Origin of the sequence: Bradyrhizobium sp. BRP23 (assembly GCF_020194135.1) — a bacterium.
GTDB classification, from domain to species: domain Bacteria; phylum Pseudomonadota; class Alphaproteobacteria; order Rhizobiales; family Xanthobacteraceae; genus Bradyrhizobium; species Bradyrhizobium yuanmingense.
Genome location: NZ_JADYVW010000006.1, coordinates 175,333 through 197,587 on the forward strand (window position 1 = coordinate 175,333; position 22,255 = coordinate 197,587).

Sequence of the window (22,255 nt, forward strand, 5' to 3'; positions counted from 1 at the left end):
CCGCCGATTGCCTGGAGGCTTCATGCTCGACGGCCCGTTTGACGTCTTTGCGCTGATCATTGCGATCATCGCCTTCCTGATCGCGATCAAGGCGTCCAGCCAGGCGACCGAGTTGCGCCGCCGGATCAGTTCGCTCGAAGAGATGCTTTACGCGCAGCGGACGGTGCAGCCGCCCCCGCTGATGCCGGCGCAGGCCGAAGCCCCCGCCACGACTGCAGCCGCCGAGCCGCCGCCGCTGGCGCCGGAAACCGAAACGACGCCGCCTCCGCTCGTCACGGAAGAGATTTCGCCGCCCCCGCTTGAGCCGAGCACGGGCGCCACCGCGCCCCCTCCGGTGCCGGAGGCAGCACCCGGCTTCGAGGAGCGGCTCGGCACCCGCTGGGTGGTGTGGATCGGCGGGCTTGCGCTCGCGCTCGGCGGCTTCTTCATGGTGCGCTATTCGATCGAGGCCGGTCTGCTCGGCCCCGGCGTGCGCGTGTTCCTCGGCGGCCTATTCGCCGCTGCGCTGCTTGGCGCCAGCGAATGGACGCGGCGCAAGGAGAGCATTTCGAGCATCGCCGCGCTGCCGATCGCCAACATTCCCGCGATCCTCACCGCGGCCGGCACGGCGGTGGCGTTCGCGACCATCTACGCGGCGTACGCACTCTACGACTTCCTCGTGCCTGCGACAGCCTTCGTGCTGCTCGGCATCGTTGCGATGGGCACGCTGGCCGCAGCGCTCCTGCACGGCCCTGCGCTCGCCGGGCTCGGCGTCGTCGGCGCCTTCGTGACGCCGATCCTCGTCTCCTCCGGCAAGCCGGATTATTGGGCGCTCTACATCTATCTTGCGGTCGTGACGGCCGCGAGTTTCGGGCTCGCCCGCATCAGGCTATGGCGCTGGCTTGCGGTCACGACCATTGCATTCGCGGTGCTCTGGATCTTCCCGGGTCTCGATACCGAACAGGTGCAGGTCGCGCCGCACGCCTTCCATGCCATCGCCGGCTTCGTGCTCGCAGCACTGCTCGTCGTCTGCGGTTTCATGTTCGGACCCAGCATGGAGGACGGCGAGATCGAGCCGGTCTCATCGGGCGCGCTCGGCGCCTATTTGTTCGGCGCGATGCTGGTCGTGCTGTCGAGCGCGCATGCGGATCTCGCGCTGATCGCCTTCACGCTCCTGGTTGGGGGCACGCTGTTCGTCGCCTGGCGCGCACCGGCGGCGACCGGCGCGCTGGGCGCGGCCGCGGCGGCCGTGTTCATCGTGTTCGCCGAATGGGCGGTGCGCGCCAACCCTGATATGCTGGTGCTGCCGGGCGGCCCAATGCCCGGCGTCGGCCCGGTCGCGATTGATAGCGCGGTGACGCTGCATCTGGTGACGGCCGCGATCTTCGCCGCCGGTTTCGGCGTCACGGGCTTTTTCGCGCAAGGCCGCTCGAACTCGGTGATCATTCCCGTGGTGTGGTCGGCAGCGGGCGTCGCGACGCCGATCGCCATCCTGGTTGCGCTCTATGCGCGCATTGCCCATCTCGACCGCTCGATCCCGTTTGCGATCCTCGCCGTGCTGCTCGCTGCGGCCTTTGGCGCCGCGACCGAAGCGCTGATGCGCCGCGAAGAGCGGCCCGGCGTTGCAACCTCGGTCGCGCTGTTCGCGACCGGTACGCTCGGCGCGCTGGCGCTGGCGCTGACCTTCGCCCTGGAGAAGGGCTGGCTTACCATCGCGCTCGCGCTGATGTCGCTCGGCACCGCCTGGATCTCGTTGCAGCGGCCGATTCCGGTGCTGCGCCGGCTGGCTGCGGCCTTCGCTGCGATCGTCACCGCGCGTATCGTCTATGATCCGTGCATCGTCGGCGATGCCGTCGGCACCACGCCGATCTTCAACTGGCTGTTGTGGGGCTATGGCCTGCCGGCCGCCTCGTTCTGGGGCGCGAGCATCTTCCTGCGCCGCCGCGCCGACGATCCGCCGCTGCGCGTGGTCGAGACCGCGGCGATCCTGTTCACCGCGCTGCTCGCCTTCATGGAGATCCGGCACTTTGCGACCGGCGGCCGCATGACCTCGCCGCCCTCGCTGCTCGAGTTCGCGCTGCAAGTCTGTGTCATGCTAGCCATGGCAATCGGCCTGGAGCGCCTGCGGCTGCGCAGCCACAGCATCGTGCACAATGTCGGCGCGGTCGTGCTGACGGCGATCGCCGGCCTCATCAGCGTGTTTGGCCTCCTGATCCTGGAGAACCCGCTGCTGCTCTCCAGCGTCAATGTCGGCGGCCTCGTGTTCAATCTGCTGCTGCTCGGCTATGCGCTGCCGGCGGTGCTGATGCTGCTGCTCTCCTACGCAGTGGCAGGACACCGCAGTGTCGCATATGCAAACACGATTGCGGGTGGTGCCCTGGTGTTCGCGCTCACCTATGTGACGCTGGAGATCCGCCGCTTCTATCACGGCCCGGTCCTGCTCTACGGTGGCACCACGAGCGCCGAGCAATATACCTATTCGATCGGCTGGCTCGCTTTTGGCGTGGCGCTGCTCGGCGTCGGCATCCTGGTCAATTCGGAGCGTGCGCGGCTGGCGTCCGCCGCCGTCATCGCGCTGACGATCTTCAAGGCCTTTGCCGTCGACGTGTGGACGCTGACCGGCGTCTATCGGGCGCTCTCGTTCATGTGCCTTGGCGTCGTGCTGGTCGCGATCGGCTGGCTCTACCAGCGCATCCTGTTCCGGCGGCAGATCGCACCGCCGCCGGCTGCGCCGCAGACGGGCAGCTAGACTGGATCGTCGGGCGGGCACTCCACCTCTCCCCAGCGGGGAGAGGTCAACAACGATCGAGCGGGGTGCCTCTACGCCGCGCGGACCGATTCCAGGAACTGCGCGACCTCGACCTTCAGGCGGGTGCTGTCGGTCGCCAGCGACTTCGCCGCCGACAGCACTTCACTCGAGGCCGAGCCGGTCTCGATCGCACCGCGCTGCACGTTGGTGATGTTGGACGACACTTCCTGCGTGCCGAGCGAGGCCTGCTGAACGTTGCGCGAAATCTCCTGCGTGGCCGCGCCCTGCTCCTCGACGGCGGCGGCGATCGCGGCCGACACCTCGGACAGCCGCTCGATGGTGCCGCCGATCTCCTGGATGGCGTTGACGGATTCTTGCGTCGCCGCCTGGATGCCCGAGACCTGCGCCCCAATTTCGCCGGTCGCTTTCGCGGTCTGCTCGGCCAGTGCCTTGACCTCGGAGGCGACGACGGCAAAGCCGCGGCCGGCTTCGCCCGCGCGCGCCGCCTCGATGGTCGCGTTCAGCGCGAGCAGATTGGTCTGGCCCGCGATGGTGTTGATGAGCTCGACGACGTCGCCGATGCGGGCGGCCGCCTGCGACAGCGCGTTGACGCGCTCGTTGGTCCGCGCCGCCTGCTCGACCGCTTCCGCTGCCATCCGCGCCGAATCCTGCACGCGGCGGCTGATCTCGGTGATAGAGGACGACAGCTCCTCGGAGGCCGAGGCCACCGCCTGGACGTTGGTGGAAGCTTCTTCCGACGCCGCCGCAACGACGGTTGCGAGCTCCTGGCCGCGCTGCGCGGTGCCGCTCAGCGTCGCCGCGGAGGCCTCGAGCTCGGTCGAGGCCGACGACACGGTCTCGACGACCTCCCCAATCATGACCTCGAAATTGCGGGTGATGGCATCGACACGTCGGCCGCGTTCGATCTTGGCCTCGGCGTCGCGCGCCGCCGCAGCGTCGGCCGCCTTCTTGGCGATCAGCGCCTCCTTGAAGATCTGGAGCGCATCCGCCATCGAGCCGATCTCGGTCTTCTCGCCGCGATGCGGCACCTCCACCGCAAGGTCGCCCTCGCCGAGCGACTGCATCGGGCGGATGATCGAAGCGATGCCACGCGAGACGTCGCGCACGAGATAGTAGGCGGCGCCGATCGCGATCACGACGGAGGCCACGATGATCCCGACCAGCACACGGAAGATCGTAGCGTAGCTGTCGGCGGCCTGCTTCGTCTCCAGCTCGGCGCCCTGATTGTTCATTTCGATGCCCTTCTGGAGCAGCGGATCGGCGGCCTGAGCCATCTTCGCGACCTTGGTCTGCAACATCTCGTTGGCATCGGTCGGGAAGCGGCCGACACTCTTGCGCGACAGCGCCATTACATCCTGCACGCCGTTCAGGTACTCGGCCCAGGCCTTGGTCCATTGCTCGTAGAGCGAGCGCTCCTCTGCGCGCGTGATCAGCGGCTCGTAGATCTTGCGGGTCTTCTCGATCCGTTCGCGCAAGCCTGCCAGGCGCTTCTCGGCGGCCTCCTTGCCTTCGGCAGTATCCTGCATCAGGTGCAGACGCAGCGCGACGCGGAGCTCGTTGATGTCAGCACGCATCGAGCCGAGCGCACGCACGCTCGGCAACCAGCCCTGCGCGATCTCGACCGTATGGGCGTTGATGTTCTGCATCGTGCCGATCGCCATCACGCCGACGCCGGCGAGCGAGAGCACGAGGACCGACAGCACGGTCAGCAGCTTGAAGACGATCGACAATTTCGACATCACGACAATCCCGATGATTACCCGGCAACGCGCACATCATCTGCGCCGCAGACGTCACGACGGACGACCCGGGCGAAGGTCAGTTCAACAATGCTGGCTGGTTCTTTTCCCGAAGGATTGCGCGCATAATCGCAAACAGGCGTTAACAGGAGGCTACGTAAAAATACGGCTCGTGCGCAGCGATCGTGGTTCGCTGCAACTCTCTGTTGCAGCCGCACCGGCATCTCCCGTTACGATGCGGACGCAAAGGCACGTGTCAGGCCGCGCGGACGGTATCGAGGAACTTTCCGACTTCGAGCTTCAGCCGGTTGCTGTCGCCGGACAGCGATTGCGCGGCGCCCAACACCTGCGAGGATGCCGAACCGGTCTCACTCGCGCCGCGCTGCACGTCGGTGATGTTGGACGACACCTGATGGGTGCCCGTCGCCGCCTGCTGCACGTTGCGGGAGATCTCCTGCGTTGCGGCCCCCTGCTCTTCCACCGCGGCTGCGATGGTCGAGGAGATCTCCGACAGCTTCTCGATGGTGTGGCTGATGTCCTTGATCGCGCCGACCGAATGCTCGGTGGCGGTCTGGATGCTGGCGATCTGCTGGCCGATCTCGCCGGTCGCCTTCGCCGTCTGCTCGGCAAGCGCCTTGACCTCCGAAGCGACGACGGCAAAGCCGCGGCCTGCCTCGCCGGCGCGCGCGGCCTCGATGGTTGCATTGAGCGCCAGGAGGTTGGTCTGGCCGGCGATGGTGTTGATCAGCTCGACCACGTCGCCGATCCGCGCCGCAGCAGCGGAGAGCTCCCCGACGCGATCGGTCGTGGTGCGAGCCTGGTTCACCGCATCGCCGGCGACGCGGGCGGATTCCTGCACCTGCCGGCTGATCTCGGTGATCGACGACGACAGCTCTTCGGTCGCCGACGCGACCGACTGCACGTTGGTGGACGCTTCCTCGGAAGCGGCAGCAACCATGGTCGTGAGCTCCTGGCCGCGCGCCGCGGTCGCGGTCAGCGTCGAGGCGGAAGCTTCCAGCTCGGTCGCGGCCGAGGACACGGTATCGACGATCTCACCGATCGCGGCTTCGAAGCTGTCAGCCAGCTTGTGCATCTCGGCCTTGCGCTGCGCGGCCGCAATCTGGTCCTGCCTGATCTTGGCTTCGGCGTCCTCGCGCGCCTTCTGCTCCGACACGACCTTGAACTTTTCAACGGCCGCCGCGACGCCGCCGACCTCGTCCTTGCGGCCGAGACCGGGCAGAACCACGGAGAAATCGCCGCCGGCGAGCTTGTCCATGGCGACCGTGAGCGCACGGATCGGCCGCGCGATGGTCAGGAACGACATCAGCCAGGAGCCGACGAGGACGAGCATGGCGAGTGCGCCGACCAGGATCGCGAGCTGCTCGCTCGATCTCATTTGGGCCGCGGCCGCGGAATTCTTCTCCTCGGATTTGTGCCTTGCGTAGTCGGCGATCTGGCCGATCAGCACGTCGAGCTCGCCGGCAATCGGCAGGGTCACCTCGCGTGCGATGCGAACGACGTCTTCATTGAGCTTCGCAGCGCGGGCCGCTCCGTCTGCACCGCTGGCGGCCAGGGCTTCGCCGCGCACGCCGGCGATCTGCTGCGCGGCCTTTTCGTAATTCGCAGCCAGCGATCTCAGTTTCTCCATCCGAGCGCGGTTCTCCGCCTCGTGAGAAAGCTTCAGCATTTCATCGACCAGCGCATTCGTCGATTTTTGCCGGTCGCCCAGATTCTGGACGGCCTTCTGAATGTCAGCCGGGCTATTGGCAAGACGAAGGTCTCGTACCGCGAGCTGCATGCCGCGAACCGCAGCCTCGGCCTTGACTGCGTCGCGCGCGATCTGCTGCTGCGCAAGCGCGCTCTGGCTGCTCTCGCGAATTCCCGCATTGCCGAGCATCTGGCTTGCAATCATGGCCCCAACCAGGAGCACACCGAGCGCCGACGCAATCGCCAGCTTGGTCCCGATCCTCAGATTCTGAACTAGGCTCAACATGGGCATGCTTCCCCCGAAGGAACGCGCAGCCGAGTCATTGTCGGCTTCCCCTGACTGCGCCATTGCCCAAAAAATGAGCTTCTCACATTCCGATTTGGTTAACGAAATCCCTCGCAGAAATACGGACTTTGCACGCTAAATGATTGAGCGCGAAAGGAAACGATCCCGTCATAGTTGTAAATTGCAGCTTCAAGTCGGAGCTAGGACGCTTTACATCCGATGGCCTCGCCGACGAGGCTGATTCGAAAGACCGGCTGCTTGTCCTCATCGAGCAACTCCATGCACCACTCGGCGTTCGGCTTCAGGCCGCGCGCGATGCCGCTGAGCAGATTGGCGCACACCTCGGTCATCTCGGTCCAGGCGGCTGCGCGATCCTCGAACTCGTACGGCAGGTCGGCGGCGCCGGAATAACGGCCGGTGCTGATGCGGAAGAAATAGAGCGACATGGTTGAACCCTTGCGTGGGACCGCCCCCCGGCGCGCGCAAACTGCGGCCCGAACAGCTACCAAGGCATGAAAGCCGCCGTCCGTATGACTACGGCGCAGGCGGCTTGATGTTCGATGATGCCTTCGACGATCAATGGCGCGGGTTGTCTCGCGCAGACGAACTCACTGCGTGGAGCGGCGCAGCTCCAGCGGTCCCTCGTTCTTCGCCGGCTCGGACTTCACCGGCTCGAGCCGGCTGCCCTCGACACGCGGCGTCTCGACGCGCGCGGCTACCTCGGTGGTCGAGGCGGCGACCGTGCCGGTGTGCTCCGGCTTGTGCAGCGAGCGCGGCCGCGCCGCAGCGCGCGCCATCAGCATTTGGTTGCCGCCCTGGTGACGGAAGTCGCAATAGGCGAAGCCCATGCCCGACACCGAGCCGCGGAAGCTGCGATCGTCGGTCTTTTCGAGGTTGAAACAGGGCTCGAACGGAATGCCCTTGATCGAGGCGCAGACGTTCTGGCCGCGGATCTGGAGCGTATTGCCGGGAAGTCGGAGGTGCTTGACCGGGCCCGAGCCCGAGAATTGCACCGCACCGGCGGCGCCGAGATCGTCGAGGATGCGGCCTGCACCGCGGGTGCCGTCGAAACAGGTGAAGGCGAACACCTTGCCGGCCACGAAGCGGCGCGCCTCGTCGGCGTTCATGCTTCCAGCGATGGCCGGCGCAAACGTCGCTGCCGCCGTGACAGCCCCCAACACAATACGCGCAAGCATGCTCAACTCCGAACCAACCCCCGCAGCGGGCGATGCCTTTATCTCTTTACCCGCTGCTTACCATACGAACCATGGCGAGATTGAAGCAGCTTGGTTGGTAAAGTCTGAACGCCGTCAGACAATTTTTACCACGACGCGGCCGCGAACCTGGCCGGCGAGGATTTTCGCGCCCCAGCCCTGAACCTCGCCGAGCGAAATTTCCTCTGTGATTTCAGTCAGTTTGGTCCGATCCAGATCGGAGGCCAACCGCTGCCAGGCGGCCTTCCTTGGCTCGATCGGGCACATCACCGAATCGATGCCGAGAAGGCACACTCCGCGCAAAATAAACGGCGCCACCGAGGACGGCAGGTCCATGCCGGCGGCCAGGCCGCAGGCCGCGATCGCGCCGCCATATTTCGTCATCGAGAGCAGGTTGGCGAGGGTGGTCGAGCCGACGCTGTCGACGCCGCCGGCCCAGCGCTCCTTGGCGAGGGGTTTTGCCGGGGCCGACAATTCATTGCGATCGATGATCTCGGCAGCCCCCAGCTGCTTCAGGTAGTCGGCCTCGGAGGCCCGCCCGGTCGAAGCGATGACGTGGTAGCCGAGCTTCGAGAGCACGGCGATCGCGACCGAGCCGACGCCGCCGGCAGCGCCCGTCACCACGACCGGGCCGCTCTTCGGCGAGATGCCATGCTTCTCCAGCGCCAGCACCGAGAGCATCGCCGTGAAGCCGGCGGTGCCGATCGCCATGGCATCGCGCGCCGATAGCCCTTGCGGAAGAGCGACCAGCCAGTCGCCCTTCACCCGCGCCTTCTCCGCATAGGCGCCGAGATGGGTCTCGCCCATGCCCCAGCCGGTGCAGACGACCTTGTCGCCCGCCTTCCACTGCGGATGCGAGGAGGCTTCGACCGTGCCGGCAAAATCGATGCCGGCGATCATCGGGAAGCGGCGCACCACCGGCGCCTTGCCGGTGAGCGCAAGGCCGTCCTTGTAGTTCAGCGTCGACCATTCGACTCGAACGGTGACGTCGCCCTCCATCAGCTCGGTTTCGTCGAACTGCGCGAGCTGCGCGGTGGTGCCCTTGTCCGCCTTGTCGATCCTGACAGCCTTGAATGTGGCCACGACTGAACTCCCTGACTTTGTTTGTCGGGGATGTTTAGCCGATCAGGCGGGCTGCGCAACCGCCCGCTGAACGGGTTTTTCCACGATCGGAAGATTGATCAGCGCCGAGAGCACGCCGAACAGGATCGAGAGCCACCAGATCGGCGTGTAGGACCCGAACTTCTCGAACACGATGCCGCCGAGCCAGACGCCCAGGAAGCCACCTACCTGATGGCTGACGAAGGCAAAGCCGTAGAGCGTCGCGAGCCAGCGCGTTCCGAACATCAGCGCCACCAGCGCCGAGGTCGGCGGCACCGTCGACAGCCAGGTCAGGCCGGAGATTGCACCGAACGCGATCGCCGAGAACGGCGTGATCGGGAACGAGATGAAAGCGAGGATCGCCAGCGCGCGCGTGAAGTAGATGGCCGAGAGGATGTAGCGCTTGGGAAGGTAGTTCTGGAGATACCCCACGCTCAGCGATCCGATGATGTTGAACAGGCCGATCGCCGCGATCACCCAGCCGCCGGTTTGTGCGGTGATGCCGCGATCGACCAGGAACGCCGGCAGATGCACGGTGATGAAGGCGAGCTGGAAGCCGCAGGTGAAGAAGCCGAGCACCAGGAGCACGTAGGAGCGATGACCGAAAGCTTCGGCAAGCGCCTTGGTGATGGTCTGGTCATCCGCGGGCGTTGCGCTGTTCACGCTTGTCACCGGCGGCGTCGAGAGCGCCAGCGACAGCGGGATGATCAGCAGCATCAGGAAGCCGAATACGGAGAGCGCCTGCTGCCAGCCGAAATTGTCGATCAAGGCAACGCCGATCGGTGCGAACAGGAACTGCCCGAATGAGCCCGCGGCCGTGCCGGCGCCGAGCGCGATGCCGCGCTTCTCCGCGGGCAAGAGCTTGGTGAAGGCCGACAGAACCAGATTGAACGAACAGCCGGCGAGGCCAAAGCCGATCATCACCCCGGCGCCGATGTTGAGCGACAGTGGCGTCGAGGAATAGCGCATCAACAGCAGCCCGCCGGCATAGAGCAGCGCGCCGACGCACATCACCCGGAACAGGCCGAAGCGATCCGCGACCGCACCGGCGAACGGCTGGCCCAGTCCCCACAACAGATTCTGCACGGCGATGGCGAGGCCGAACACGTCACGGCCCCAGCTGAATTCGTGACTCATCGGCTGCACGAAGAAGCCGAGCGCCGAGCGCGGACCGAAACCGAGCATGCCGATGGCACAACCACAGAGGATGATGACGGCCGGGGTACGCCAGTTGGAGGAACGCGAGGCCGGAGCGAGCTCGCCGATCTGTGTCGACATGGTTGTCCTCGTCTTGTCCTTGGCGGAGCCGCAAATCAGCAGCCGCGGGACAGCCCGTTTAATGCATATGCATGAAAATCCCAAGGCCAAAACGATTGCATTCCACGAAGAGCTGACGCGGGAGCATTGCGTTTCAATCTGACCTCGCCTGGCAGGCGCGCAGTGACGGGAATGTGTGGGGCAGGCCCTAGCGGCAAGCAGCGACGCGTGCTATGTTCGATCTACTCAGGTTGAGCATATGCCGACCGCAGCGACGTTCGCCCGGCCTCCTAGGCCGGATTTCTCGGGTCCCATATATTCTCAAACTGAGCATAACGCCACGCATAATTGGCCACACTTGGGAGGCTTCAATGCCGATCACTGCAATTTACGGTCGCGACGACTTTGCCAACCGGCCGCAAGGCCAACCCACCGTCTCCCCGCGCCCCGTCCCGGTGCCTCCGGGACCGACATGGCCGATGCCCTCCCTAGAATGGACGCCGGCGGTCGAACGCGCCACTGCGCCGCTCTATAACCGCGTCAAGCACGTGATCCCGTCGATCGAATGGCCGCTGATGGCGCCGACGATTCACGCGATCAACGAGCTCAAGCGCGCGCGGGGCGCGGTCATCCTCGCCCACAACTACCAGACCCCGGAGATCTTCCACTGCGTCGCCGATATCGGCGGCGACTCGCTCCAGCTCGCGGTCGAAGCCACCAAGGTGAAGGCCGGCATCATCGTCCAATGCGGCGTGCACTTCATGGCGGAGACCTCGAAGCTGCTCAATCCGGACAAGACCGTCTTGATCCCGGATTCGCGTGCGGGCTGCTCGCTCGCCGCCAGCATCACCGGTGCGGACGTGCGGCTGCTGCGGGAGAAGTTCCCCGGCGTGCCTGTTGTCGCCTACGTCAACACCTCGGCGGAGGTGAAGGCCGAGGTCGACATCTGCTGCACGTCCTCGAACGCGGTGCAGGTGGTCGAGAGCCTGAACGCCCCGACCGTGATCTTCCTGCCCGACCGATACCTCGCCACTTACGTGGCGTCGAAGACCTACGTGAAGATCATCGCCTGGAAGGGCGCCTGCGAGGTGCACGAGCGCTTCACGGGCGAGGAGCTGCGGAGCTTTCGCGAAGCCGATCCGTCCGTGCAGATCATCGCGCATCCGGAATGCCCGCCGGACGTGCTGGCGGAAGCCGACTTCACCGGTTCGACCGCGCACATGATCAACTGGGTACGCGCGAAGCGGCCGCGGCGGCTCGTCATGATCACGGAATGCTCGATGGCCGACAATGTCCGGGCCGAGCTGCCCGACGTGGAGATGCTTCGCCCCTGCAATCTCTGCCCGCACATGAAGCGCATCACGCTCGCCAACATCCTGGAAAGCCTGCTGACGCTTGGCGAGGAGGTGACGATCGACCCCGCGCTCGCGGAACGCGCGCGGCACTCGGTCGAGCGCATGATCAATCTGAGAAATTGAGGGCGAGCAACATGCAACACGACATCCACGACCTCGCCAGCACCGACAACGTCGTCATCGTTGGCGGCGGCCTTGCCGGACTGTTCTGCGCGCTCAAGCTCGCGCCGCGGCCAGTGACCTTGATCTCTGCGGCCCCGCTCGGGCACGGTGCTTCCTCGGCATGGGCGCAAGGCGGCATCGCGGCGGCCGTCGCCGAAGGCGATACGCCGGAGGCACACGCTGCCGACACCGTCGCGGTCGGCGGCGGCCTCGTCGACGAAGCCGTTGCGCTCGGCATTGCGCGGGAGGCTGCGCCGCGCATCCACGATCTTCTCGCCTATGGCGTGCCGTTCGACCGCGATCTCGACGGCAGGCTTGCGGTCGGACGCGAAGCTGCGCATTCCGCGAGTCGCATCGTGCATGTGCGCGGCGATGGCGCCGGCGCCGCGATCATCGCGGCCTTGAGCGAGGCCGCGCGCCGCACGCCCTCGATCCGCCTGATGGAAGGCTTCGTCGCCGAAGCACTGCTGACCGAGGACGGCGCGGTCACTGGGCTTCAATTGCGCGAGGCCGGCAATCCTGCGGCACGGCCGCTCGTGCTCGCCTCACGCGCGGTCGTGCTTGCGACAGGTGGGCTCGGCCATCTCTACGCCGTCACCACCAACCCGTCGGAAGCGAGCGGCTCGGGCCTTGCGATCGCCGCCCGCGCCGGCGCCGTGATTGCCGATCCTGAATTCGTGCAGTTCCACCCGACCGCCATCATGGTCGGCCGCGACCCGGCACCGCTCGCCACCGAAGCGCTGCGCGGCGAAGGGGCAACGCTGATCAATGGCAACGGCGAGCGCTTCATGAGCGCCCGCCACCCGCTCGCGGAGCTCGCGCCCCGCGATATCGTGGCCCGCGGCGTGTTCGCCGAGATCGCGGCCGGGCGCGGCGCCTTCCTCGATGCGCGACAGGCGCTGGGCGCGCGTTTCGCGACGAGTTTTCCGACCGTGCATGCGAGCTGCATCGCCGCCGGCATCGATCCCGCGACGCAACCGATTCCGATCGCGCCAGCCGCGCATTACCACATGGGCGGCATCGCGGTGGACGCGCGCGGTCGCAGCTCGATCGAGGGCCTCTGGGCCGCCGGCGAAGTCTCCTCCACGGGCGCGCATGGCGCCAACCGGCTTGCCTCGAATTCGCTGCTCGAAGCCGTCGTCTATGCCGCCCGCATTGCCGATGACATCGCCGGCCGCACTGTGCCCCCGCCGGCACGCCTTCCCGAGTCTTTGGTGACACCACGCGCCGGCACGCCGGATGCTGCGGAGGTGAAGCGGCTGCGCGCAATGATGAGCGCGCATGTCGGCGTGATCCGCGACGGTGATGGGCTTGCGCAAGCCGTGCGCCATTTCGTCAGGCTCGAGCGCGAGGCCGGACGCAGCGTCCTCGGCAACATGGCGATTTCGGCCCTGCTCGTCGCCGCTGCGGCCTGGACGCGGCGCGAAAGCCGCGGTGCGCATTGCCGTTCCGATGATCCGGCCGAGAACCCAGCGCTGGCGCAGAGAACGATGACCACACTCGCCGCGGCGCGCGAGGTCGCGGAGAGCCTCGACGAGCGCCCGCGGCCACGCCTTGCGCAATCCATGATCGCCTGAAGGAGGCCCCATGATCACCCCGACCTCACTGCTCTATCCCGATGCCTTCCTCTCGCCGCTCGCGATCGAGGCGGCCGTTGAGCGCGCGCTCGACGAGGATCTCGGCCGCGCCGGCGACATCACCTCGCTGGCGACGATCCCGGAGGCGACGCGTGCGCAAGCCATCCTGGTCGCGCGCCAGTCCGGCGTGATCGCCGGATTGCCGCTGGCGCTCGCGACCTTGCAGAAGCTTTCGCCCGAGATCGAGGTGCGCGCACATGTCCGCGATGCCACGGGGGTTGCGCGCGGCCAGCACGTGCTGACGATCTCGGGCCCGGCGCGCGCCATTCTCACGGCGGAGCGCACCGCGCTGAACTTCGTCGGCCGGCTGTCGGGCATCGCCACGCTCACCGCGGACTATGTCGCCCGCACCGAAGGCACCAGGATGCGCATCTGCTGCACGCGCAAGACCACGCCGGGATTGCGGGCGCTGGAGAAATACGCGGTGCGCTGCGGCGGCGGCTTCAACCACCGCTTCGGGCTCGACGATGCGATCCTGATCAAGGACAACCACATTGCGGTGGCCGGCGGCATCCGCCCGGTGCTGGAGCGCGCCCGCGCCCATGCCGGCCATCTCGTCAAGATCGAGATCGAGGTCGACACGCTGGCGCAGCTGCGCGAGGTGCTCGAGAGCGGGATGGCCGATGCGGTGCTGCTCGATAATATGGACCTTGCGACGCTGCGCGAGGCGGTGAGGCTCAACGCGGGCCGCGTCGCGCTGGAGGCGTCCGGCGGCGTCACGCTGGACACGATCGCCGCCATCGCGGCCACCGGCGTCGACTATGCGTCGGCCGGCGCCCTGACGCATTCTGCGCCGAATTTCGATTGTGCGCTGGACATCGAGGCGTGATGGCACCTCTCGCGTCATGGCCGGGCTTGTCCCGGCCATCAACGTCATGCGTTACGAAGAACGTGGATGCCCGGGACAAGCCCGGGCATGACGATCACTTGTAGGCGCTACCGCCGCTCGCCCAACTCCGCGGAGCTCTTGGCTTCCTGCGCGAGCGCGGCGGAGAGCGCGGCGGTTTGCGCCGGCGTGCCCCAGCTCGGCAACTCGCTGCCGTCGCCCCAGTTGCGCGGCCGATAGAAGGTGTGCACGCCGGTCTTGTACAGCTTCTTCATCTCGGCGACCCAGGACGGGCGCACCCAGTAGGCGTGATAGTGCGTGGACTTGCCGACCTCGGGCAGCCAGATCTGTCCGTCGAGCATCGCCTTGGAGATCTTCTTGGCGCGCTCCCACATTTCGGGCTCGCGGATCACGTCGGCATTGTTGTCGCAGGCGAAGGTGAACTGGCAGGCCAGGTGACGGTGCTTGTTCTGGTAGACCGCGCCGCACACGGTGTCGGGATATTTGCCGGAGAAGACGCGGTTCATCACCACTTGCGCCACCGCAATCTGGCCGCGCACGGCTTCGCCGCGGGCCTCGAAATAGACGGCTTCGGCAAGACACTTCTCGGACTTGGCGCGCGACTTGTCGTCGAGCGCGAGTCGCTCCGCCGGCGACTTGCCGCGCTGGTTGTCGGCGTTGACCTCGCCCTTCGGCGCGACGCTCTCGCCGCTCTCGATGTCCTTGGCGATCTCCGCCGTCGGCGGGGTTAGCGAGGCCGTCACCTTCATGTCGGGGTCGGGCATCACGATCAGCGGCTCGGCGCCGGGCTGCCAGCTCTCGATGGTCTCGAGATTGCCGCCCAGCGAGGAGCTGCCGAAGAACAGGCTCGATGTCTTGACGCTGAAAGGATCGCGCGCGGGAACAGCCGGCGCCGTGGCGCGCTTCAGCGCTTCTAGCGGCTGCACCGCGAACGCGCGCGCAGCCTCGCTCGCCTGCGGCGGATTGGAATATTGCGGCAGCGGCGGCGCGCGCATCGCCTCCTGCAGCTCGGGATCGAGCGGGGCCGCGGATTCCGGCGACATCGCCGGCGGCAATGCGGCGGTCTTGGCGCCGAACACCGAGCTGTTCGAGGTCGCGGGATCTTCCTTGGCCGGTGCTGCAGCCGGCGCGGCCGTCTCAGGCGACTGAGTCGGCGGGACGATTGCGAGGCGATCGCCCTTCAGGGCGCGATCGACCTTGGGAAAGTCGGATGCGTGGTAGCGCGGCGGTGCCTGAAGCGCCGGATTGCGGCGGATCGCGCCGGTGACGTCGCCGCCGTCGAGGCTCGCGAGCCGAACCATCGCGCTCTGCGGAACCGAGGTGCCGATGGGGCGGGAAAAACTGTAGGTGGCAAGCTGGATCGAGGACGCAGCGGAGAACACCTGCTTCTGCCACCGCTCGGCGACGCCGGGTTGGCGCGCCAGCAGCGAGGCAATGTCCTGATAGCCGGTCTCTCTCGGCATCAATGCGAAGATGCAGAGACCGATGCCGAAGGACGCGAACCGCGCGCCCTTCGGATGGTTACGCAACACAGACATCGATACGCTCACGCTACGCTTACGCTGGTTCGATCGAACTCAGTACATCCGTGCAATTCGATCTTTATTGTGAGTATCCAATTTAGGTTGCCGGGGCGTTAATCGGCGTTGCGCAGGCGGCACACTCAAGCGAATGCAGGTGTTTTCACGGGGCGACGTCGCGCATTGGTAAATGCGGCCTCACGTGAAGCGGTAAACATCGGGTCAACGCGAATGGTGAAGGAACTCTTGCGCCCCCGCGTACCATCACGGGAAGCTGTTGGGGGAGCGCCTGTGCGATGACGACGGTTGCGAGGGGCCAACGCGCCCCTCACTCGGCGATCAGCTTCAACCACTCGTCTTCGGTCAGCACCTTGACGCCGTGCTTGTTGGCGTCCGCGAGCTTCGAGCCGGCGCCGGGGCCCGCGACGACGAGATCGGTCTTTTTCGAAACCGAGCCCGACACCTTGGCCCCGAGCCGCTCGGCCGTCGCCTTGGCTTCATCCCGTGTCATCTTCTCCAGCGAGCCCGTGAACACCACGGTCTTGCCGGCGACGGCCGAATTGCTCTTCGGCTTCTCGGCGTCGACGATCTCGACCTCCTTGGTCAGGCGTTCGACAATGCCGCGATTGTGACTCTCGCCGAAATAATCGGCGATGCTCTTGATCACGGTGTCGCCGATCTGGTCGAGCGCGTCCATGTCCGCGATCGCCTCCTCGTTGCCCTTGGCAACCTTGAGGCAGGCATCATGGAAGGCGTCCCACGAGCCGTAGCCGCGCGCCAGCGCCAGCGCCGTGGTCTCGCCGACATGGCGCATGCCGAGCGCGAAGATGAAGCGCTCCAGCGCGATTCTGCGCCGGCTCTCGATGGCGCCGAACAGGTTGCGCACCGACGTCGCGCCGTAGCCATCGATCTCCTCGAGCTTCAGCTTCGAATTGCGCTTCTCCAGCGTGAAGATGTCGGCGGGCTCCTTCACCCAGCCCTCGTCGAAGAAGTACTGGAGCTGCTTCTCGCCGAGGCCGTCGATGTCGAAGGCCCGCCGCGACACGAACAGCTTCAGATGCTCGATCTTCTGGTAGGGACAGGCGAACTCGCCGGTGCAGCGGGCGCGCGAGCCCTCCTCGCCCGTCGCCGTCTCCTCGCGCACGACGTCGGTGTGCAGCGGACACGGGCACTTCTTCGGGAAGTGGAATTCCCTGGCGCTCTTCGGCCGCTTGTCGAGGACGACGTCGACCACCTGCGGAATGACGTCGCCGGCGCGCTGGATGACGACGGTATCGCCGATCCTGATGTCGCGCCCCTCGCGCAGCACCTCGCCCTTGTTGCCGATGCCCTTGATGTAGTCCTCATTGTGCAGCGTGACGTTCTGCACGATGACGCCGCCGACACCGACCGGCTCGAGCTTGCCGACCGGCGTGAACGAGCCGGTGCGGCCGACCTGGATCTCGATGTCGCGCAGCACCGTCATGGCGCGCTCGGCCGGGAATTTGTGCGCGATCCCCCAGCGCGGCGTGCGCGAGACGAAGCCGAGCCGCTCCTGCCAGTCGATGCGGTCGACCTTGTAGACGACGCCGTCGATGTCGTAATCGAGCCGCGCGCGCTGCTCCTCGATCGCATGATGAAAGGCGAGCAACTCATCCACCGAGTGACAGAGCTTGGTCAGCGGATTGGTCTTGAAGCCGCAGCGCTCGAACCAGCCGATCATGCCGCTCTGCGTGTCTTCCGGCATCGCGCTCATCTGCCCCCAGGCATAGGCGAAGAAGCCGAGCGGGCGGGAGGCGGTGATGGTCGGGTCCTTCTGCCGCAGCGAGCCGGCGGCCGAATTGCGCGGATTGGCGAAGATGGTGTCGCCTGCCGCCTTCTGCCGCTCGTTGAGCGCCAGGAACGCCTTCTTGGTCATGTAGACTTCGCCGCGCACCTCGCAGATGTCGGGAATGTTGCGGCCCTTCAGCTTCTGCGGCACGTCTTCGAGCGTACGGATGTTGGCGGTGACGTCCTCGCCGACCGCACCGTCACCGCGCGTCGCGGCGGTGACGAGCTCGCCGCCCTCGTAGCGCAGCGACATCGAGAGGCCGTCGATCTTCGGCTCGGCGGAGAAGCCGATCTTGTCGTCGTCGAGCTTCAGGAAGCGCACGATGCGGCCGACGAAGTCGCGCACGTCCTCCTCCGCAAAGGCGTTGTCCAGCGACAGCATGGGCACGGCATGCGGGACTTTCTTGAAGCGTCCTGACGGCGCGGCGCCGACCTTCTGCGAGGGCGAGTCCGCGGTGACGAACTCGGGAAAACGCGCCTCGATCGCGTTGAGGCGCTGGCGCAGCGCGTCATATTCGGCGTCGGTGACGGTGGGCGCGTCCTCCTGATAGTAGCGCTCGTTGTGCCCCTCGATCTCGAGGGCGAGCCGCTTATGCTCGACCTTGGCCTGCGCCTTGGTGAGCTCGACGACGTCGCGTAGCGGTGTTGCTTTGGATTTTGCTGCTCTGGCCATGGCGCTTGGATACGACGGAGCGGGCGGGAGGGTAAAGGCTTGTGGAAATCTCGTGCCCCGGACGCAGCGCAGCGCTCCTTCAGCGGTGCGCTGCAGAGCCGGGGCCCATGTCGCGGCAGGCATTCTGGGTCCCGGCTCGCGCTACGCGCGTCCGGGACACAAGCCTAAGCCGTCGCCGCCTTGAGCAGCCGTTCCGCCGCAGCCCTCGCCTCGGCCGTGATCTCGGCGCCGGCGAGCATGCGGGCGATCTCCTCGCGGCGGTGGTCGGCGGCGAGCGCATTGACGCGGGTGGCGACGCGCTTGCCCTTGTCGAGGGCGTCCTTGGAGATCAGCAGGTGCTGGTCGGCGCGGGCGGCGACCTGCGGGGCGTGGGTCACGGCCATGACCTGGACCTTGCCGGCAAGCCGCGCCAGGCGCCCGCCGATGGCATCGGCCACCGCGCCGCCGACGCCGGTATCGATCTCGTCGAAGACGAGCGTCGGCGCCGAGCCGCGGTCGGACAGCACGACCTTGAGCGCGAGCAGGAAGCGCGACAGCTCGCCACCGGAGGCGACCTTCATGAGGGGACCCGGCTTGGTGCCCGGATTGGTCTGCACCCAGAACTCGACGCGATCGAAACCTTGCGGCCCAGGCGCGGCCTCGTCGGTCTCGACCTGGGTCATGAACCTGGCGCGTTCGAGCTTGAGCGGGGCGAGCTCGGCATTGACCGCCTTGTTGAGCTTCTCCGCCGATTTCTGCCGCGCCAGCGACAGCTTCTTGGCGGCCGCCGCATAGCTTCTGTCCGCCTCGATCGCGGCCTGCTCCAGCTTCTTCAGGCGCGAGGCGCCGGCATCGATCAGGACGACGTCGGCGGCGTATTTGGCCGCCAGCGCGGCGAGGCCGTCGACCGGCGTCGAATATTTGCGAGATGCCGCACGCAAAGCGAACAGCCGTTCCTCGATGCGCTCGAGCTCGGCCGGATCGAAATCGGTTGCAGCCAGCGCCGCCTGGAGATGCTGATCGGCCTCCTCCAGCGCGTTGATCGCCGCGTCGATCGCCTTGACCGCCGGCTCGACCAGCGCCGGCGAATTGACGCCGCGGCGCTCCAGCCGGCGCACCGCCGCCGAGAGCGCTGCGACCGGCGAATGATTGCCGCCGACCGCCTCCTGCGCCTCGCGCAGGTCGGAGGCGATCTTCTCGCCCTGCATCATGGTGGTGCGGCGAGAGGCCAGCGCAGTCTCCTCGCCGTCCTTGGGCGCGAGCTGCTTCAGTTCGTCCGAGGCGTGGCGCAGATAATCGGCCTCGCGCGCCGCGCGCTCCATGGCGGCGCGATGCTCCTCCAGCGCGGTATTGGCGGTGCGGCGCGCGTCCCAGAGCGCTTCGACCGCCGCGACGTCCTTTTCGAGGCCGGCAAAAGCGTCGAGCAGGCGGCGGTGGGTGGCGGCATCGACCAGCGCGCGCTCGTCGTGCTGGCCGTGGATCTCGACCAGGGCGGTGCCGACCGCCTTCAGCGTCTGCACGCTGATCGATTGGTCGTTGATGAAGGCGCGGGTGCGGCCGTCGGCGAGCTGCACCCGGCGCAGGATCATCTCACCGGTATCGTCCAGACCGTTCTCGGCCAGAATCTTCGTCGCAGGGTGATTCTTCGGGACATCGAACACCGCCGTGACCTGCCCCTGCTCCGCGCCGTGACGCACGAGGCCGGCGTCGCCGCGGCCGCCGAGCGCCAGCGCAAAGGCATCGAGCAGGATGGATTTGCCCGCACCGGTCTCGCCGGTCAGAACCGCGAGGCCGGAGGCGAATTCGATATCGAGCCGTTCGATCAGGACGATGTCACGGATCGACAGACGCGCCAGCATGGAACCAAATTTCCTAGCCGAGACCCATCTTCTTGAAGGTCCGGCTGATCCAGGACCCCTGATTCTCGCTCGGCTCGAGACCGCCGGATTTTACAAGATTATAGGCGTCCTTGTACCAGCGGCTGTCAGGAAAATTGTGCCCAAGCACCGCCGCCGCGGTCTGCGCTTCGCCGACGATGCCGATCGCCATATAGGCCTCGGTGAGCCGGAACAGCGCCTCCTCGACATGGCGGGTGGTCTGGTACTGCGTGACGACGGTCTTGTAACGATTGATGGCGGCCGTGTAGTCGCGCTTCTGCGCGTAGTAGCGGCCAACATTCATTTCCTTGCCGGCGAGCTGGTCGCGCGCGCCCTCGATCTTGGCCTTGGCCGAGGTCGCATATTCCGAGTTCGGATATTTGCGCACCACCTCTTCGAGCGCGGCGATCGCCTTTTCGGTGCGGGTCTGGTCGCGGCTGATGTCCGGGATCTGGTCGTAATGGGAGGCGGCGATCAGGTATTGCGCATAGGCCGCATCCGGGCTGCCGGGATGCAGCGTGACGTAGCGGGTGGCGGCGCCGATGCAGCCGTCATAATCGCCGCCCTGATAGGACGCATAGGCCGACATCAGCAGCGACTTGCGGGCCCAGTCGGAATAAGGATGCTGGCGGTCGACCTCCTCGAACTTCTTGTTCGCCGCCTTCATGTCCTTCTTCTCGTTCATGAGGTACAGGCCCTCATTGTAGATCTTGTCGGCGGGCTCCTCGACGAAGGTGTCGTCCTTGGCGGTGAACTTGTCCCAGAGCGCGCCCGTGCCGCATCCGGCGAGCGGCAGCGCGAGCATGATGAAGGTGACGGCCTGAAGCAGCCCGCGGGCTCGCGAGGAGACCGAGAAATATCCGCGCGTCATACGCTGTGCCGACATGAGTTTAAGCCCTGACGCCCTGTGATGCGGTGTCCGCCAGCCCACGAACCCCTCATGGGCGCGAAATGTAATCGTGGTGCCTGCCATGCGACCACGCCGATGTATCCGAAAACGATCGTTAACGAACCGGATAGGGAGGCATTTCGCCCGGATTAAGGCGAACCCGCCGCAATGCTAGCCGATCATGGTTACCAGGAGTTTCCCGGGGGCCGCCAACACGTTCCAAAGGCGGCAAGGCTGCGTCAGGACACATCCGGTCCGAAGGCCGCGGCGACCCGGCCACCGACGATGCCGCGACCGACCTCGCCCACGGCACGCGTGGTGCGGCGGGCAGCCTCGCCCTCGACCACCCGCCAGGCGGTCCGGTCGGCGAGCAGCGCCGTCAGGACGGCGTGGTTGAGCTTGTGGCCGCCACGCACCGAGCGGTAGGCGCCAAGCAGCGGCAAGCCGGCCAGCGAGAGATCGCCGATCACGTCCAGCACCTTGTGACGGGCGCATTCATCGGCGTAGCGCAGGCCTTCGGTGTTGAGCAGGCGCTCGTCATCGAACACGACGGTATTGTCGAAGGAGGCGCCAAGGGCATAGCCCGCGCTCCAGAGCCGCGCGACATCGCTCATCAGGCCAAAGGTCCGGGCCCGGCCGACTTCGCGGCGGAAACCTTCCGGATTGAGGTCGAAGGCATAAGCCTGCTGGCCGATGACGGGATTGGTGAAATCGATCTCGACCTCGACGCGGAACCCGTTGGTGTGGGGCCTGATCTCGCCGAAGGAGTCGCCGATCTTGACGGAGATCGGCTTCAAAACCTGGATGAAGCGGCGCTGCGCCGGCTGGGTGACGATGCCGGCCTGGTCGATCGCCGCGATGAAGGCGGCGGCGCTGCCGTCCATGATCGGGACTTCGGGACCGTCGATCTCGATGGTGGCGTTGTCGACCCCCATTCCCCGCAGTGCAGCAAGCACATGCTCGGCGGTGGACACCAGCGGACCGTTGCGGTCGCCAAGGACGGTGGCAAAGTCGGTCGCGATCACCTGCTCGGCGGTGGCCTGAACTTCGCGGTCACTTCCCTCAAGTCCGGTCCGGACAAAAATAAAACCCGCGTCGACAGGCGCAGGCCCAAGCGTGAGAGTGACGGGAAGACCGGAATGAACGCCTACGCCTGCCACAGAGGCTTGCGCACGAAGCGTTGTTTGCCGGCTAAATTTCATCAGGAACCCGCCCCACTACGACCCACTGCGACTTATACGAGACCCGCTTGGCCGGCCAGAGCCGACGCTACCGAATCTCCGTATCCCCAAGTCACGGCAAACCATAGTTGCAGCCTCAAACAGCGCCAACTCACGCTTTTTTACCGATTGTTACCCCAAACCCGCCGTATTCGCGCCAAGGCTTAACCAAATTGCGCCGGGTTTCGGGACTGTTATCGGCAGTTTTACTGAACCACCGAAGTCGTAATTAAT

15 protein-coding genes are annotated in these 22,255 nt (G+C 66.3%); 4 read left to right on the forward strand and 11 right to left on the reverse strand.

All coding sequences use genetic code 11. The features are described from left to right. Nucleotides 1–22 precede the first annotated feature (22 nt). Nucleotides 23–2,728 (forward strand): DUF2339 domain-containing protein, encoded by a 2,706-nt coding sequence (locus I6F24_RS18385; protein WP_036028311.1) that lies wholly within the window; start codon nt 23–25, stop codon nt 2,726–2,728. A 71-nt stretch (nt 2,729–2,799) separates the two neighbouring features. Here I6F24_RS18385 and I6F24_RS18390 read toward each other — a convergent pair whose 3' ends face one another. The 6 genes from I6F24_RS18390 to I6F24_RS18415 all read right to left on the reverse strand — a co-directional run bounded on the left by I6F24_RS18390 (nt 2,800) and on the right by I6F24_RS18415 (nt 10,074). Then, entirely contained in the window at nt 2,800–4,488 is a 1,689-nt protein-coding gene (locus tag I6F24_RS18390; RefSeq protein ID WP_036038279.1) for a methyl-accepting chemotaxis protein, read from the reverse strand. A gap of 256 nt (nt 4,489–4,744) precedes the next feature. Continuing rightward, nucleotides 4,745–6,481: a methyl-accepting chemotaxis protein gene (locus I6F24_RS18395; RefSeq protein WP_050996044.1), complete on the reverse strand. Its 1,737-nt coding sequence runs from the start codon at nt 6,479–6,481 to the stop codon at nt 4,745–4,747. Nucleotides 6,482–6,681: 200 nt separating this feature from the next. Next, entirely contained in the window at nt 6,682–6,927 is a 246-nt protein-coding gene (locus I6F24_RS18400) for a hypothetical protein (protein WP_036003604.1), read from the reverse strand. A 162-nt stretch (nt 6,928–7,089) separates the two neighbouring features. Further along, nucleotides 7,090–7,677, reverse strand: a complete 588-nt coding sequence (locus I6F24_RS18405) for a hypothetical protein (protein WP_036028315.1) — start codon at nt 7,675–7,677, stop codon at nt 7,090–7,092. 114 nt (nt 7,678–7,791) lie between these two features. Beyond that, nucleotides 7,792–8,778 (reverse strand): MDR family oxidoreductase, encoded by a 987-nt coding sequence (locus I6F24_RS18410; RefSeq protein WP_036028317.1) that lies wholly within the window; start codon nt 8,776–8,778, stop codon nt 7,792–7,794. 42 nt (nt 8,779–8,820) lie between these two features. Then, complete coding sequence (locus I6F24_RS18415) at nt 8,821–10,074, reverse strand: MFS transporter (protein ID WP_036028320.1); 1,254 nt, start codon at nt 10,072–10,074, stop codon at nt 8,821–8,823. 350 nt (nt 10,075–10,424) lie between these two features. On the opposite strand from I6F24_RS18415, the gene nadA reads away from it, so the two are divergent. Genes nadA through nadC form a run of 3 tightly spaced genes read left to right on the forward strand, consistent with a single transcriptional unit; the run spans nt 10,425 to nt 14,036 of the window. After that, nucleotides 10,425–11,531 (forward strand): quinolinate synthase NadA, encoded by a 1,107-nt coding sequence (gene nadA, locus I6F24_RS18420; protein ID WP_036028322.1) that lies wholly within the window; start codon nt 10,425–10,427, stop codon nt 11,529–11,531. A gap of 11 nt (nt 11,532–11,542) precedes the next feature. Then, the gene (locus I6F24_RS18425) at nt 11,543–13,147 is read left to right on the forward strand and encodes an L-aspartate oxidase (RefSeq protein WP_225149075.1); all 1,605 of its coding nucleotides are present in this window, start codon (nt 11,543–11,545) and stop codon (nt 13,145–13,147) included. Nucleotides 13,148–13,157: 10 nt separating this feature from the next. Continuing rightward, nucleotides 13,158–14,036: a carboxylating nicotinate-nucleotide diphosphorylase gene (gene nadC, locus I6F24_RS18430; RefSeq protein ID WP_109144665.1), complete on the forward strand. Its 879-nt coding sequence runs from the start codon at nt 13,158–13,160 to the stop codon at nt 14,034–14,036. Between the two features lie 107 nt (nt 14,037–14,143). On the opposite strand, the gene I6F24_RS18435 is transcribed toward nadC, so the two are convergent. The 5 genes from I6F24_RS18435 to lpxC all read right to left on the reverse strand — a co-directional run bounded on the left by I6F24_RS18435 (nt 14,144) and on the right by lpxC (nt 22,003). After that, complete coding sequence (locus I6F24_RS18435) at nt 14,144–15,592, reverse strand: cell wall hydrolase (RefSeq protein WP_036028330.1); 1,449 nt, start codon at nt 15,590–15,592, stop codon at nt 14,144–14,146. 310 nt (nt 15,593–15,902) lie between these two features. Then, nucleotides 15,903–18,056 carry an NAD-dependent DNA ligase LigA gene (gene ligA / locus I6F24_RS18440; protein WP_225149076.1) on the reverse strand — a complete coding sequence of 718 codons (2,154 nt, stop codon included), beginning with the start codon at nt 18,054–18,056 and terminating at the stop codon, nt 15,903–15,905. Between the two features lie 164 nt (nt 18,057–18,220). Then, nucleotides 18,221–19,894: a DNA repair protein RecN gene (gene recN / locus I6F24_RS18445; RefSeq protein ID WP_225149077.1), complete on the reverse strand. Its 1,674-nt coding sequence runs from the start codon at nt 19,892–19,894 to the stop codon at nt 18,221–18,223. Between the two features lie 13 nt (nt 19,895–19,907). Then, complete coding sequence (locus I6F24_RS18450; protein WP_197961958.1) at nt 19,908–20,798, reverse strand: outer membrane protein assembly factor BamD; 891 nt, start codon at nt 20,796–20,798, stop codon at nt 19,908–19,910. A 242-nt stretch (nt 20,799–21,040) separates the two neighbouring features. Then, a complete protein-coding gene (lpxC, locus tag I6F24_RS18455) occupies nt 21,041–22,003 on the reverse strand; it encodes a UDP-3-O-acyl-N-acetylglucosamine deacetylase (RefSeq protein ID WP_225149078.1) in 963 nt (320 codons plus the stop codon). Nucleotides 22,004–22,255 lie beyond the last annotated feature (252 nt).

Bases quoted from the DNA above. Each gene is read 5' to 3' on its own strand.
- I6F24_RS18450 (WP_197961958.1), bottom strand. From the start codon at position 20,798: ATGTCGGCACAGCGTATGACGCGCGGATATTTCTCGGTCTCCTCGCGA.
- recN (WP_225149077.1), bottom strand. From the start codon at position 19,894: ATGCTGGCGCGTCTGTCGATCCGTGACATCGTCCTGATCGAACGGCTC.
- I6F24_RS18400 (WP_036003604.1), bottom strand. From the start codon at position 6,927: ATGTCGCTCTATTTCTTCCGCATCAGCACCGGCCGTTATTCCGGCGCC.
- I6F24_RS18390 (WP_036038279.1), bottom strand. From the start codon at position 4,488: ATGTCGAAATTGTCGATCGTCTTCAAGCTGCTGACCGTGCTGTCGGTC.
- I6F24_RS18385 (WP_036028311.1), top strand. From the start codon at position 23: ATGCTCGACGGCCCGTTTGACGTCTTTGCGCTGATCATTGCGATCATC.
- I6F24_RS18395 (WP_050996044.1), bottom strand. From the start codon at position 6,481: ATGTTGAGCCTAGTTCAGAATCTGAGGATCGGGACCAAGCTGGCGATT.
- I6F24_RS18405 (WP_036028315.1), bottom strand. From the start codon at position 7,677: ATGCTTGCGCGTATTGTGTTGGGGGCTGTCACGGCGGCAGCGACGTTT.
- I6F24_RS18435 (WP_036028330.1), bottom strand. From the start codon at position 15,592: ATGTCTGTGTTGCGTAACCATCCGAAGGGCGCGCGGTTCGCGTCCTTC.
- lpxC (WP_225149078.1), bottom strand. From the start codon at position 22,003: ATGAAATTTAGCCGGCAAACAACGCTTCGTGCGCAAGCCTCTGTGGCA.
- I6F24_RS18425 (WP_225149075.1), top strand. From the start codon at position 11,543: ATGCAACACGACATCCACGACCTCGCCAGCACCGACAACGTCGTCATC.
- ligA (WP_225149076.1), bottom strand. From the start codon at position 18,056: ATGGCCAGAGCAGCAAAATCCAAAGCAACACCGCTACGCGACGTCGTC.
- nadA (WP_036028322.1), top strand. From the start codon at position 10,425: ATGCCGATCACTGCAATTTACGGTCGCGACGACTTTGCCAACCGGCCG.
- I6F24_RS18415 (WP_036028320.1), bottom strand. From the start codon at position 10,074: ATGTCGACACAGATCGGCGAGCTCGCTCCGGCCTCGCGTTCCTCCAAC.
- nadC (WP_109144665.1), top strand. From the start codon at position 13,158: ATGATCACCCCGACCTCACTGCTCTATCCCGATGCCTTCCTCTCGCCG.